The sequence below is a fragment of the Acidovorax sp. M2(2025) genome, assembly GCF_049330835.1.
Classification (GTDB): domain Bacteria; phylum Pseudomonadota; class Gammaproteobacteria; order Burkholderiales; family Burkholderiaceae_C; genus Acidovorax.
Map to the genome: position 1 here is coordinate 3,204,192 of NZ_CP186262.1, position 13,937 is coordinate 3,218,128.

The 13,937-nt window shown below is 67.8% G+C and carries 10 protein-coding genes and 2 tRNA genes; 8 read left to right on the plus strand and 4 right to left on the minus strand.

Going from position 1 to position 13,937, the window contains the following annotated elements:
• Positions 1–251 precede the first annotated feature (251 nt).
• The 3 genes from ACOYR3_RS14875 to purL all read right to left on the minus strand — a co-directional run bounded on the left by ACOYR3_RS14875 (position 252) and on the right by purL (position 6,293).
• Positions 252–842 carry an OmpW/AlkL family protein gene (locus tag ACOYR3_RS14875; protein WP_422843134.1) on the minus strand — a complete coding sequence of 197 codons (591 nt, stop codon included), beginning with the start codon at positions 840–842 and terminating at the stop codon, positions 252–254.
• Between the two features lie 114 nt (positions 843–956).
• A complete protein-coding gene (locus ACOYR3_RS14880) occupies positions 957–1,946 on the minus strand; it encodes a DUF808 domain-containing protein (protein ID WP_422843135.1) in 990 nt (329 codons plus the stop codon).
• Positions 1,947–2,285: 339 nt separating this feature from the next.
• Positions 2,286–6,293, minus strand: a complete 4,008-nt coding sequence (gene purL / locus ACOYR3_RS14885) for a phosphoribosylformylglycinamidine synthase (protein WP_422843136.1) — start codon at positions 6,291–6,293, stop codon at positions 2,286–2,288.
• Between the two features lie 145 nt (positions 6,294–6,438).
• Here purL and map point away from each other — a divergent pair, with 145 nt between their 5' ends.
• Both map and ACOYR3_RS14895 read left to right on the plus strand, forming a co-directional pair.
• The gene (gene map / locus ACOYR3_RS14890) at positions 6,439–7,254 is read left to right on the plus strand and encodes a type I methionyl aminopeptidase (RefSeq protein WP_422843137.1); all 816 of its coding nucleotides are present in this window, start codon (positions 6,439–6,441) and stop codon (positions 7,252–7,254) included.
• A gap of 97 nt (positions 7,255–7,351) precedes the next feature.
• Positions 7,352–9,943, plus strand: a complete 2,592-nt coding sequence (locus tag ACOYR3_RS14895) for a [protein-PII] uridylyltransferase (protein WP_422843138.1) — start codon at positions 7,352–7,354, stop codon at positions 9,941–9,943.
• 70 nt (positions 9,944–10,013) lie between these two features.
• Here ACOYR3_RS14895 and def read toward each other — a convergent pair whose 3' ends face one another.
• Positions 10,014–10,553, minus strand: a complete 540-nt coding sequence (def, locus tag ACOYR3_RS14900) for a peptide deformylase (RefSeq protein WP_422843139.1) — start codon at positions 10,551–10,553, stop codon at positions 10,014–10,016.
• A gap of 121 nt (positions 10,554–10,674) precedes the next feature.
• On the opposite strand from def, the gene ACOYR3_RS14905 reads away from it, so the two are divergent.
• The 6 genes from ACOYR3_RS14905 (at position 10,675) to ACOYR3_RS14930 (ending at position 13,921) form a co-directional block, all read left to right on the plus strand.
• Positions 10,675–11,133: a YbaN family protein gene (locus tag ACOYR3_RS14905; protein ID WP_422843140.1), complete on the plus strand. Its 459-nt coding sequence runs from the start codon at positions 10,675–10,677 to the stop codon at positions 11,131–11,133.
• Between the two features lie 42 nt (positions 11,134–11,175).
• Positions 11,176–11,251 (plus strand) — tRNA-Asn (locus ACOYR3_RS14910).
• 54 nt (positions 11,252–11,305) lie between these two features.
• Positions 11,306–11,381: transfer RNA gene (locus ACOYR3_RS14915), tRNA-Asn, on the plus strand.
• Between the two features lie 139 nt (positions 11,382–11,520).
• Positions 11,521–12,276 carry a leucyl/phenylalanyl-tRNA--protein transferase gene (gene aat / locus ACOYR3_RS14920; protein ID WP_422843141.1) on the plus strand — a complete coding sequence of 252 codons (756 nt, stop codon included), beginning with the start codon at positions 11,521–11,523 and terminating at the stop codon, positions 12,274–12,276.
• Positions 12,273–13,034: an arginyltransferase gene (locus ACOYR3_RS14925; protein WP_422843142.1), complete on the plus strand. Its 762-nt coding sequence runs from the start codon at positions 12,273–12,275 to the stop codon at positions 13,032–13,034. The genes aat and ACOYR3_RS14925 overlap by 4 nt, the downstream gene beginning before the upstream one ends.
• A 56-nt stretch (positions 13,035–13,090) precedes the next feature.
• Positions 13,091–13,921 (plus strand): IclR family transcriptional regulator, encoded by an 831-nt coding sequence (locus ACOYR3_RS14930; RefSeq protein ID WP_422843143.1) that lies wholly within the window; start codon positions 13,091–13,093, stop codon positions 13,919–13,921.
• Positions 13,922–13,937: the final 16 nt, after the last annotated feature.

A 13,937-nucleotide genomic window follows, 5' to 3' on the forward strand; every position in this document is an offset into this window, starting at 1 on the left:
CCAACCCTTCGGGCAGTGGCCTTTGCGGGCGGTCTGCGGCGTTGCGGCGCTTGTGGATAGCCGAGCTATCCACGGCGCACCGCGCCTTGCATCCCATCCCGCAAAGACCGCTGTGCGCCCCTGGGAGATCGTCGACACGTTCTAAGCGTCCGCCCACAAAAAAAAGGCTGGCGCAGGCGCCAGCCTTTTTCCCCTTGGAAGAACTCTTGCTATCCGCGAATGCAGGGGCCCACCCGGCCCCGGCACGCGAATTAGAAGCGCCAGCCCAGACCCACGCCCACCAGAACGGGGTCCACCTTGAAGGTGCCGGCCTTGACGCCAGCAGCGCTCACGTCGGTCTTGATGTAGACCTTCTTCACGTCGAAGTTCAGGTACAGGTTCTTGGACAGGGGAATGTCCACGCCAACTTGCAGAGCGGGGCCGAAGCTGTTGCGGTCGATGTCCACGCCAGCGGGCAGGTTCACGCTGGAGAAGCGGGTGTAGTTCAGGCCGGCACCGACGTAGGGCTTGAAGCCGCCCATGTCAAAGTGGTACTGCACCGTGAGGGTCGGGGGCAGGTGCTTGAGGGAACCGATGGCCGTGCCGCCAGCGCGCAGCGTGTGCTTCTGGGGCACCGTCAGGATCAGCTCGGCAGCGATGTTCTTGTTGAAGAAGTAGGTGATGTCGACTTCGGGGATGGTCTTGTCATTGATCGTCAGACCCAGGCCCGTGCTGTCCTTGTTGGCGCTGTCCAGGTTCACAGCGCGGGCGCGGACCATCCAGGGACCTTCTGCTTGTTGCGCCATCGCAGCGCCAGAAGACAGAACACACAGAGCGGCTACAGCCAGCAGAGTTTTTTTCATGGTGATTTCGCATCGGTTGGACGGGGACGACCCCCGTGCATGCATTGGACTGCGCCATCACCCCTCCGACCTTGCCTTACCTCAAGGTCTGCGCACCGCCGTCACAAATACCCATCAGGAAGCCGCGGCCTTGCCCCGCAGGCGTTGCACGAGCACAACAGCCGCCAGCACCAGGGCGCCCGCCAGGACACCCACCACGGCATTGAGCAGATTGGGCACCAGCACATGCCACACCGGCCCGGCCGGCCAGGCCGCCGCCTCCGCGCCGGCGCCCTCCACTGCATGGTGCAGCACGGGGACGCCATGCACCAGGATCCCGCCGCCCACCAGGAACATGGCGGCCGTGCCCGCCACGGACAGGCCCTTCATGAGCCAGGGTGCCGCGCGCAGGATGCCCGCCCCCATGGCCTGCGCCGCCTGGCTGCCCTTGCCACGCAGCCACACGCCCAGGTCGTCGAGCTTGACGATGCCAGCCACCAGGCCGTAGACGCCCACCGTCATGATCACGGCAATGCCCGCCAGCACCGTGAGCTGCTGCAGGAACGGCGCCGTGGCCACCGTGCCCAGCGTGATGGCAATGATCTCGGCCGACAGCACGAAGTCGGTGCGCACGGCCCCCTTGATCTTTTCCTTTTCAAACGCCACCAGGTCCACGGCCGGGTTGGCATTGGCCTTGGCGTGGCTCTCGTGCTCGGCGGCATCCTCGTGCGCGGCGTGCAGCACCTTGTGCATCACCTTCTCAAAGCCTTCAAAGCACAGGAAGGCGCCCCCCACCATCAGCAAGGGCGTGACGGCCCAGGGGGCAAACGCGCTGATCAACAGCGCCAGCGGCACCAGGATGACCTTGTTGATCAGCGACCCCTTGGCCACGGCCCACACCACCGGGATCTCGCGTTCGGCCCGCACGCCCGTGACCTGCTGGGCATTGAGCGCCAGATCGTCCCCCAGCACGCCCGCCGTCTTCTGCGCGGCCACCTTGGTCATCACGGACACATCGTCCGCCATGGCCGCGCTCTTCTTGGCCGCCACCTTGGTCATCAGGGCCACGTCATCCAGGATGGTGGCAATGTCGTCGAGCAGGGCAAGCAAGCTGCCAGCGGCCATGGGGAGTCCTTGGGAATCAATGAAAAGCGCCGACTATAGCAACGCGCCAAGACAGGCCCGCGCCAGACAACACCGCATGAAAAACGGGGCCGAAGCCCCGTTGAAACAGAACCACCGCCCACTGTCCGTCAGAAGCGCGCCGCCCTAGCGCCAGGGCAGCCGCGCAAGGGCCGCCCCGCCGCGCTGGCTGCGTCCCCCTTCCCGAATAGCGAAGCCATTCGAGAGAAGGGGCTGAGGGCTGCGGCTCCGAGCCTGCCTGCGCAGGCTTGGACAGCCCGAAGAGCTGTCGCCTCTGGCGACCAGCACCGAGCGGCGCAACCGCTCAGGGGGATGCCCCAATTAATCCACCCACTTGCGCGCATTGCGCCAGATGCGCATCCAGCCGCTGAACTGCGACTTGTCCTCGCTGGTCCAGCTCATCTGCACGTTGCGGAACACGCGCTCGGGGTGCGGCATCATGGCCGTGAAGCGGCCGTCCGCCGTGGTCACGGCGGTGAGGCCGCCGGCGCTGCCGTTGGGGTTGAACGGGTACTGCTCGGTGGCGCGGCCGTGGTGGTCCACGTAGCGCATGGCGGCAACGGCCTTGGCGGCGTTGCCGCGGTACTTGAAGTTGGCATAGCCCTCGCCGTGCGCCACGGCAATCGGCAGGCGGCTGCCCGCCATGCCCTGCAGGAACAGGCTGGGGGATTCCAGCACTTCCACCAGCGACAGGCGGGCCTCGAAGCGCTCGCTCTGGTTGGTGGTGAAACGCGGCCAGTCCTGCGCGCCGGGGATGATGTCGGCCAGCTCGGCAAACATCTGGCAGCCGTTGCACACGCCCAGGCCAAACGTGTCCGCGCGGCCGAAGAAGCCCTGGAACTGCGCGGACAGCACGGGGTTGAACGTGATGGAGCGCGCCCAGCCGATACCTGCGCCCAGCGTGTCGCCGTAGCTGAAGCCGCCGCAGGCCACCACGCCCTTGAAGTCCTCCAGCTTGACGCGGCCGGTCTGCAGGTCGGTCATGTGCACGTCGAAGGCTTCGAAGCCTGCCTCGGTGAAGGCGTAGGCCATTTCGATGTGCGAGTTCACGCCCTGCTCGCGCAGGATGGCCACCTTGGGTTTGGCGAGATTCAGGTACGGCGCCGCCACGTTGTCGGCGGCATCGAACGTGAGGTGCACGTGCAGGCCGGGGTCGGCGGCCTCGCCCGCTGCGGCGTGCTCAGCGTCGGCATTGGCGGGGTTGTCGCGCTGCTGGCAGATCTTCCAGCTCACGGCGTCCCACACCTGGTGCAGGTCAGAGAGCTGGGCGCTGAACACGGCCTTGGCGTCGCGCCAGACTTGCAGCTCGCCCTTGCCCGCGTCGATGGTGGACGACTGGGGCCGCGTCTTGCCCACGAAGTGGCTGAACCTGGACAGGCCATGCTCGCGCAGCACCTGCATCACGTCGTTGCGCTCGGCCGTGCGCACCTGCAGCAGCACGCCCAGTTCTTCGTTGAACAGGGCCTTGAGCGTGAGCTCTTCGCGGCGGGCGCTCACCTGCTGCGCCCAGTTCTTGGCGTCGCCGGTGTCCATGCGGCTGTCGCTCACGCCGTCGCCTTCGGTCACCAGCATGTCCACGTTCAGCGCCACGCCCACATGGCCGGCAAAGGCCATCTCGGCCGCCGCCGCCAGCAGGCCGCCGTCGCTGCGGTCGTGGTAGGCCAGGATGCGGCCCTGCGCACGCAGCGCGTTCACGGCGTTGACCAGGTTGACCAGGTCTTTCGGGTCGTCCACGTCGGGCACCACATCGCCGCTTTGCTCCAGCGTCTGGCCCAGGATGCTGCCGCCCATGCGGTTCTGGCCCTTGCCCAGGTCGATCAGCACCAAGGTGGTGTCGTCCTCGGTGGCGTCCAGCTGGGGCGTGAGCGTGCCGCGCACATCGGCGAGCGAGGCAAACGCACTCACGATCAGGCTGACGGGCGAGGTGACTTTCTTCTTGTCGCCGCCTTCGGACCATTGCGTGCGCATCGACAGCGAATCCTTGCCGACCGGGATGCTGATCCCCAGGGCGGGGCACAGCTCCATGCCCACGGCCTTCACGGTCTCGTAGAGCGCAGCGTCTTCACCGGGTTCACCGCAGGCGGCCATCCAGTTGGCCGACAGCTTCACACGCGGCAGCTCGATGGGCGCGGCCAGCAGGTTGGTGATGGCCTCGGCCACGGCCATGCGGCCCGAGGCCGGCGCGTTGATGGCGGCCAGCGGCGTGCGCTCGCCCATGCTCATGGCCTCGCCGGCAAAGCCCTTGTAATCGGCCAGCGTCACGGCGCAATCGGCCACCGGCACCTGCCAGGGGCCGACCATCTGGTCTCGGTGGGAGAGGCCGCCCACGGTGCGGTCGCCGATGGTGATGAGGAAGCGCTTGGAAGCCACGGTGGGGTGGGCCAGCACATCGATCACGGCCTTTTGCAGGGGCACGCCTGTGAGGTCCATCGGCGCGAATTCGCGCACCACGGTCTTCACATCACGATGCATCTTGGGCGGCTTGCCCAGCAGCACGTCCATGGGCATGTCCACGGGCAGCTTCTGGTCGCCCGCCACCACGGCGGTGTCTTCCAGCACCAGCTGGCGCTGCTCGGTGGCCGTGCCGATCACGGCGAAGGGGCAGCGCTCGCGCTCGCAGAAGGCCTGGAACAAGGGCAGCGAACCGGGCGCAATGGCCAGCACGTAGCGCTCCTGGCTTTCATTGCTCCAGATTTCCTTCGGGCTCATGCCCGACTCTTCCAGCGGCACGGCGCGCAGGTCAAAGCGTGCGCCCCGGCCCGCATCGTTCGTCAGCTCGGGGAAGGCGTTGGACAGGCCGCCCGCGCCCACGTCGTGGATGGCGAGGATGGGGTTGTTGCTGCCCTGCGCCCAGCAGTGGTTGATGACCTCCTGCGCACGGCGCTCGATCTCGGGGTTGCCGCGCTGCACGGAGTCAAAGTCCAGCTCGGCGGCGTTGGTGCCAGTAGCCATGGAGCTGGCGGCGCTGCCGCCCATGCCGATGCGCATGCCCGGGCCGCCCAGCTGGATCAGCAACGAGCCGGCGGGGAATTCGATCTTCTTGGTCAGCTCGGCGTCGATGATGCCCACGCCGCCGGCGATCATGATGGGCTTGTGGTAGCCGCGCTGCACGCCGCCCACGTTCTGCTCGTATTCGCGGAAATAGCCGTTCAGATTGGGGCGGCCGAACTCGTTGTTGAAAGCGGCGCCGCCCAGCGGCCCTTCGACCATGATCTGCAGCGGGCTGGCGATGTGCTCGGGCTTGCCCACGCTGCTGCCCCAGAGCTTGGACACGGTAAAGCCCGTGAGGCCCGCCTTGGGCTTGGAGCCCCGGCCGGTGGCGCCTTCGTCGCGGATCTCGCCGCCCGCGCCGGTGGAGGCGCCGGGGAACGGCGAGATGGCCGTGGGGTGGTTGTGCGTTTCCACCTTCATCAGCACGTGGTGGATAGCGCTACTTTTTTGATAGCTGCTAGCGATTGCCACATCTGGGCTAGAGGCCATTTTTGCCACAAACCGCTCGACCGCATGGCCTTCCATGATGGAGGCGTTGTCGGAATACGCCACCACCGTGTGCTGGGGCGCCAGCTGGTGGGTGTTGCGGATCATGCCGAACAGGCTCTTGTCCTGCGCTACGCCGTCGATGGTGAACTGGGCGTTGAAGATCTTGTGGCGGCAGTGCTCGCTGTTGGCCTGCGCGAACATCATCAGCTCCACGTCCGTGGGGTTGCGCGCCAGGCCCGTGAAGGCGTTGACCAGGTAGTCGATCTCGTCGTCGGCCAGCGCCAAGCCGAAGCGGGCGTTGGCCTCTTCCAGCGCCTGGCGGCCGCCGCCCAGCACGTTCACGTGCTCCATGGGCGCGGGCTGCAGTTCGGTGAACAGGGCTGCCGCGGCCGCGCGGTCCGCCACCACGGATTCGGTCATGCGGTCGTGCAGCAGGGCGGCCACCTGGGCCAGCTGCTCGGCGGTGAGCTCGGGCGCCTTGCCCAGCAGGCCGCTCTTGAGGCTGACGCGGTATTCGGTGATGCGCTCCACCCGGCGGATGGCCAGGCCGCAGTTGCGGGCGATGTCCGTGGCCTTGGACGCCCACGGCGAGAGCGTGCCCAGGCGGGGCGTGACGACCAGCGCCGCGCCGTCGGCAGGCCCCTGGTAGGGGTCGCCATAGGTCAGCAGCGCGGCCAGCCGCTCCTGCTCGGCCGGGGCGGGCGCCGCATCGGTGGCAACCAGGTGCACGAAACGCGCTGCAATGCCGCTGATCTTGGGGTGGATCGCCTCCAGGGCGGGTTGAAGTTGCTGTGCGCGGAAGGCGCTGAGGGCGTTGCCGCCCGCCAGCGTGGTGATGTGCAAGGTCACGGTAGCGGCCTGTTGGGAGTGAGGGGTACGTGGATGCGCCGCACCGCGGAAAAGGCCCGGGGGGCCACTGCGGGGGCAACCCCGCATTTTACCGGGCTGTCCGGCCGCCCCTGCGCGCTTGCAGGCCCGATGGGATAATTGGGGCATGAGCATCAACATCAAAAGCGCCGAGGACATCGAAGGCATGCGCGTTGCCTGCCGCCTGGCCTCCGAAGTGCTGGACTACATCGCACCGCATATCAAGCCCGGCATCACGACCAAGGAAATCGACCGCCTGGGCGCGGAATGCATGGCCCGGCAGGGCACCGTGTCCGCCACCGTGGGCTACCAGCCGCCCGGCTACCCGCCCTACCCGGCTTCGCTGTGCACCTCGGTCAACCACGTGGTGTGCCACGGCATCCCCAACGACAAGCCGCTCAAGAAGGGCGACATCGTCAACGTGGACGTCACCGTCATCACCAAGGATGGGTGGTACGGCGACAACAGCCGCATGTACCTGATCGGCGAATGCTCCATTGCCGCCAAGCGGCTGTCCACCATCACCTTCGAGGCCATGTGGCACGGCATCCTGCAGGTCAAGCCCGGCGCCCGCCTGGGCGACATCGGCCATGCCATCCAGAAGTTCGCCGAAGGCCACGGCTTCTCCATCGTGCGCGAGTTCTGCGGCCACGGCATTGGCCGCAAGTTCCATGAAGAGCCGCAGGTGCTGCACTACGGCCGCCCCGGCACGCTGGAAGAGCTCCAGCCCGGCATGGTGTTCACCATCGAGCCCATGATCAACGCCGGCCGCCGCGAGGTGAAGGAATTCGGCAACGATGGCTGGACCATCGTGACCAAGGACCACAGCCTCTCGGCCCAGTGGGAGCACACGGTGCTCGTCACCCCGACGGGGTACGAGGTCATGACCCTGTCCGCCGGTTCGCCGCCGCTGCCGGCTTTCGTGAAGGCCACGGCCACCTGACCGGGGTCCGGCCCGCCCCCCCACCGCCCCGGGGGCGCAGCCCAGCACAACTCTTGCATGGCATTTTCATGGCCCCTTACCTGCGCGCACCACGACCATGACTGACCTCCATGCCCTGCGGGACACCTACCGCAGCGACAAAGCCGCCCTGCTGGCCGCCCTGCTGGCCACCGGCGCCTCCACCCGCGGCATCCACCAGCTGCTGCGCAAGCTCTCCGCCCTGGCGGGCGGCTTGCTGCAGACGCTGTGGCGGCGCGCCGAACTGCCGCAGGACATGGCCCTGGTGGCCGTGGGCGGCTTCGGGCGCGACCAGCTCTTTCCCCACTCCGACGTCGACGTGCTGCTGCTGCTGCCCGAGGGCACGGCGCCGCAGGCGGGCAGCGCCCTGCGCACCCAGATCGAAGGCTTCATCGGCAGCTGCTGGGACGCAGGCCTGGAAATCGGCTCCAGCGTGCGCACCGTGGCGGAATGCCTGGCCGAGAGCGCAGGCGACGTCACCGTGCAGACCTCACTGCTCGAAGCCCGCCTGGTGTGCGGCAGCGCGGCGCTGTTCGACGAGTTCCAGCGCCAATACCGCGCGCAGATGGACCCGCAGGCCTTCCTGGTGGCCAAGACGCTGGAGATGCGCCAGCGCCACACCAAGTACGAGAACACGCCCTACGCGCTGGAGCCCAATTGCAAGGAATCCCCCGGCGGCCTGCGCGACCTGCAGATGATCCTGTGGGTGGCCCGTGCCGCGGGCCTGGGCAGCACCTGGAAAGAACTGGCCGCCAGCGGCATGGCAACGGCCTTCGAGGTGCAGCAGATCGAGCGCAACGAAGCCCTGCTGTGCCTGATCCGTGCGCGCCTGCACGCCGCCGCCGGCCGGCACGAAGACCGCCTGGTGTTCGATCTGCAGACCGCCGTGGCCGAATCGTTTGGCTACCGCTCGCTCTCGCCGGACGGGGCGCGCCTGCCCATGCGCGCCAGCGAGACGCTGATGCGCCGCTACTACTGGGCGGCCAAGGCCGTGTCGCAGCTCAGCCAGATCCTGCTGCTCAATATTGAAGAGCGGCTGAACCCCTCCACGCACGAGCCGCGCCCCCTCAACGAGCGCTTCTTCGAGAAGGCGGGGCTCATCGAGGTGGCCAGCGACGACCTGTACCAGCGCGAGCCGCACGCCATCCTGGAAACCTTCCTGCTCTACCAGACCACGGTGGGCCTCAAGGACCTGTCGGCCCGCACGCTGCGCGCCCTGTACAACGCGCGCGGCGTGATGGACAGCGCCTTCCGCCGCGACCCGGTGAACCGGGCCAACTTCATGCGCATCGTGCAGCAGCCCTCGGGCATCACGCACGCCATGCGGCTGATGAACCAGACCTCGGTGCTGGGCCGCTACCTCTGGCCCTTCCGCCGCATCGTGGGGCAGATGCAGCACGACCTGTTCCACGTCTACACCGTGGACCAGCACATCCTGATGGTGCTGCGCAACGTGCGCCGCTTCTTCATGGCCGAGCACGCGCACGAATACCCGTTCTGCTCGCAGCTGGCCGGCGGCTGGGACAAGCCCTGGATCCTGTACCTCGCGGCGCTGTTCCACGACATCGGCAAGGGCCGGGGCGGCGACCACTCGGTGATCGGCGCGCAGGAAGTGCGGCGCTTTTGCCGCGAGCACGGCGTGGCGCGCGAGGACGCGCAGCTCATCGAGTTCCTGGTCAGCGAGCACCTGTCGATGAGCCGCATCGCGCAGAAGGAAGACCTGTCGGACCCGGACGTGATCGGCGCCTTTGCCCGGCGCGTGGGCAACGAGCGCTACCTCACGGCGCTGTACCTGCTGACGGTGGCCGACATCCGCGGCACCAGCCCCAAGGTGTGGAACGCCTGGAAGGGCAAGCTGCTGGAAGACCTGTACCGCGCCACACTGCGCACGCTGGGCGGCCGCGCCCCCGACGCCGCCGCCGAGATCGAGGCCCGCAAGCGCGAGGCCCTGGTGCTGCTGGCCTTGAGCGCCCTGCCCTACCAGGCGCACAAGGCCCTGTGGGACACGCTGGACGTGAGCTACTTCATGCGGCACGAAGCGGCCGACATTGCCTGGCACACGCGCCATCTCTCGCGCCAGGTGGGCGCTGCCAAGCCCGTGGTGCGCGCACGCCAGTCCCTGGCCGGCGAAGGCCTGCAGGTCATGGTGTACGCGGCCGACCAGGCCGACCTGTTCGCGCGCATCTGCGGCTATTTCGACCGCGCGGGCTTTTCCATCCTGGACGCGCGGGTGCACACGGCCAACAACGGCTACGCGCTGGACACGTTCCAGGTGGTGGCCTCTTCCCAGCCCGGGCACTACCGGGAACTCACGCACATGGTCGAAAGCGACCTGATGCGCGTCATCGAGGCCGGCGGGCCGCTGCCCGAACCGGCCCGCAAGCGTGTGTCGCGGCGGGTGAAGAGTTTTCCGGTGGCGCCACGCGTGACCCTGCGGCCGGACGAGAAAGCCCAGCGCTGGCTGCTGGCCATTTCCGCCAGCGACCGCGCCGGCCTGCTGTACCTGGTGGCGCGCATCCTGGCGCAGCACCACCTGAATGTGCAGCTGGCCAAGGTCAGCACCCTGGGCGAGCGGGTGGAAGACACCTTCCTGGTGCAAGGCCCCGAGCTGCAGAACAACGCGCGCCAGATCGAGATCGAGACGGAGCTGCTGCAGGCACTGTCGGACTGAGTCCAGCAGCTATCAAAACAAGAGCTGCTCGCGCCCACCGGACGGGCGCGGGGGCCTGTTTTGTGCCCGATCAGTCGTCTTCCGCCGCGCCGATGTCTGGAAACAGCACCTCGGTGAAGCCGAACTGCGTGAAGTCCCGCACCCGCATGGGGTAGATCTTGCCGATCAGATGGTCGCACTCGTGCTGCACCACCCGGGCATGAAAGCCCTCCACCGTCCGGTCGATGGGATCGCCATAGGGGTCGAAGCCCGTGTAGCGGATGCGCGACCAGCGCGGCACCTTGCCCCGCAGGCCCGGCACGGACAGGCAGCCTTCCCAGTCCTCTTCCTCGGCATCGCCCAGGGGGGTGATCACCGGGTTGATGAGCACCGTGGGCGGAACCAGCGGCCGGTCCGGGTAGCGCGGATTGCGCTCGTTCGAGCCGAAGATGACCAGTTGCAGGTCCACCCCGATCTGCGGCGCCGCCAGGCCGGCGCCATTCACCGCGCGCATGGTGTCAAACAGGTCCCGCACCAGCAGGTGCAAGGCATCGGTATCGAACTGCGTTACGGGCTGGGCCACGCGCAGCAGGCGCGGGTCGCCCATTTTCAGGATGGTGTGAATGGTCATGGGAGCGGCAAGGCAGGGACAGCAAACGAAGGGTGGCGAACGCCGGGCGGGCATGGATTGCGCGCCCTCTGCCAGCATAACGCGGCCAGTGCGCCCGCTCTGGATGCCAGACAATAGCCCCATGCCCGCGCCGCGCCCCGACGACCTCCCGCAGCAGGACGACACCACCGCCGATCCGCCCCTGCGCCCACTGCCCTGGCCCGTGCGCGCGCTGCTGCAGCTGTTTGCCCTGGTGTGCCTGGGCCTGGGCATCCTGGGCGTCATCGTGCCCGGGCTGCCCACCACGGTGTTCATTCTGATGGCCGCCTGGGCGGCGGCGCGCAGTTCACCCCGCCTGTACCGCTGGCTGTGGAACCACCGCCTGTTCGGCCCCCTGCTGCGCAACTGGGCCCAGGGGCGCTGCGTGAGCCGCCGGGCCAAATGGAGCGCGGCCCTGGTCATGTCCCTGAGCACCGCCATTCTCTGGCTGGCGCCTACCCCGCGCTGGGCGGCCATTCTGGCCACGCTGTGCATGGCCTGCGTGCTGGCCTGGCTGTGGCGGCGCCCCGAACCGCCCACGGCGACAAAACCTGCAGGCTGACTTTCTGACGCGCTGTTTTTGTGTATATAATCTAAGTCTTGTTCCTCGATAGCTCAGTCGGTAGAGCGCCGGACTGTTAATCCGTAGGTCCCTGGTTCGAGCCCAGGTCGAGGAGCCAAGTTTTTTTGCAGGCCCTGCAGGAGTTGAGCGGGGCCTTTTGCATACCGATCATTCCTCAATAGCTCAGTCGGTAGAGCGCCGGACTGTTAATCCGTAGGTCCCTGGTTCGAGCCCAGGTTGAGGAGCCACGCAAACCCACCATGTTCACGCATGGTGGGTTTTTTGTTGCCCTATCGCTGACCAGCCCCATGCCTGGGCCGCCCGTGCCGGACAATCGGCAACATTGTCTTCACGCCCCGCCCCGCGGGCCACGCGCCGCCTTCTCCGATGCCTGCCCAAATTCCCTGGCTGGAACCCCGCGATCCTTTTCCCCCACCCAGCTCCGCCTGGGGGCCGGACGACCCCGCCCCCGGGCTGCTGGCCGCTGGCGGCGCGCTGGACGTGCCCCACCTGCGGGCCGCCTATGCCCAGGGCACGTTCCCGTGGTTCAGCCCCGGGCAGCCCATCCTGTGGTGGGCGCCCGACCCGCGCATGGTCCTGCCCGTGGCGGAGTTCAAGCTGCACCGGTCCTTGCGCCGGACCCTGCAGGCCTTCCGCGCCCGCCCGGACTGCGAGGTGCGCGTGGATACGGATTTCCGCAGCGTCATCACGGCCTGCGCCACCAAGGAGCGCCAGGGCCAGGCGGGCACCTGGATCGTGCCCGCCATGGTGGAGGCCTACACAGAACTGCATGCCGCGGGCCTGGCCCACAGCGTGGAGACCTGGGTGGGCGGCCGGCTGGTGGGCGGGCTGTACTGCGTGGCGCTGGGCCACGCAGTATTCGGCGAGTCCATGTTTGCCCATGCCACCGACGCCTCGAAAATCGCCCTGGCCGCGCTGGTCGGCCTGTGCCGCCACCAGGGCGTGGCCCTGATCGACTGCCAGCAGAACACCCGGCACCTTGCCTCACTGGGCGGCCGCGAGATCCCGCGGGCACAGTTCCTGCAGCACATGGGTTGCGCGCAGCGGCAGCCGCCGCTTCGGTGGCAGTTCGACCCCGTATACTGGACCGCGCTGCTGCCCCGCAACGAGCCCTCGGCATGACGCAACTCAACGACCTTCCACTGCAAACCCTGCAGTTCTACGCGACAGCGCCCTACCCCTGCAGCTACCTGCCGGACCGGCAAGCGCGCTCGCAGGTCGCCACGCCCAGCCACCTGATCCAGAACGACGTGTACTCGGAGCTGGTGGCCAAGGGCTTTCGCCGCAGCGGCATGTTCACCTACCGCCCGTATTGCGACGGCTGCCAGGCGTGCACACCGCTGCGGGTGCTGGCCGGTGAATTCCAGCCCGACCGCAGCCAGCGGCGCGCTGCGGCGCGCCACGGCAACCTGCAGGCGCGGGTGTTGCGCCTGTGTTTCGTGCCCGAGCATTACCAGCTCTACCTGCGCTACCAGAACGGCCGCCACGCGGGCGGCGGCATGGACCACGACAGCATCGACCAGTACACGCAGTTTCTGCTGCAAAGCCGGGTCAACTCGCGGCTGGTGGAGTTTCGAGAAACCGACAGCGCGACGGGAGAGCCCGGCGCGCTCAAGATGGTGTCCATCCTCGACGTTCTGGACGACGGCCTCTCGGCCGTCTACACCTTCTACGAACCCGAGCCCCACTGCAGCTATGGCACCTACAACGTGCTGTGGCAGATCGCGCAGGCCCGGTCGCTGGGGCTGCCCTTTGTGTACCTGGGCTACTGGATCGAGGCCAGCGCAAAGATGCGCTACAAGGCCCGCTTCCATCCCCACGAAATCCGCACCGACGGCGAATGGCGCCGCGGCGGCTGCGCCAGCGTGGCGCCCGCGTGACCGGTGGCACGGCATTTCACAAGATAAAATATGGCGGCCTCCACTGCCCTGCCGCTATGAAAAAAATCGACCCCAGCACTTCCACGAAACCCAGCGTTCAGGTGCTGGAACGCATGTTCATGCTGATCGATGTGCTGGCGTCGCGCGAGGAGGCCATCTCCCTCAAGGAGATCAGCGAGAAGACCGGACTGCACCCGTCGACCACCCACCGCATCCTGAACGACCTGACCATTGGGCGTTTCGTGGACCGGCCCGAGTCCGGCAGCTACCGCCTGGGCATGCGGCTGCTGGAGCTGGGCAACCTGGTGAAGGCCCGCCTGAGCGTGCGCGACGCAGCGTTCGGCCCCATGCGCAACCTGCACAAGCTGATCCAGCAGCCCGTCAACCTGAGCATGCGCCAGGGCGACGAAATCGTGTACGTGGAGCGCGCCTACAGCGAGCGTTCCGGAATGCAGGTGGTGCGCGCCATTGGCGGCCGCGCGCCCTTGCACCTCACCTCGACCGGCAAGCTCTTCCTGGCGCTGGACGACCCGCAGCGCGTGCGCGCCTACGCCACCCGCACGGGGCTGGCCGGCCACACGCGCAACAGCATCACCCAGTTGCCGGTCCTCGAACGCGAGCTCGCCAAGGCCCGCCAGTACGGCATCGCCCGCGACAACGAAGAACTGGAACTGGGCGTGCGCTGCATGGCCGCGGGCGTCTACGACGACCAGGGCAAGCTGGTGGCCGGCCTGTCCATTTCGGCCCCCGCGGACCGGCTGGACGAAGGCTGGCTGCCCAAGCTGCAAGCCACGGCCCACGAAATCTCGCTGGCGCTGGGCTACACGCCGGGCACGGAAGCCACGGGCTCCTCCGCCGAGGACGGACTGCATTCCGCACTTCGCTAGCGCCACTGCGGGCGCT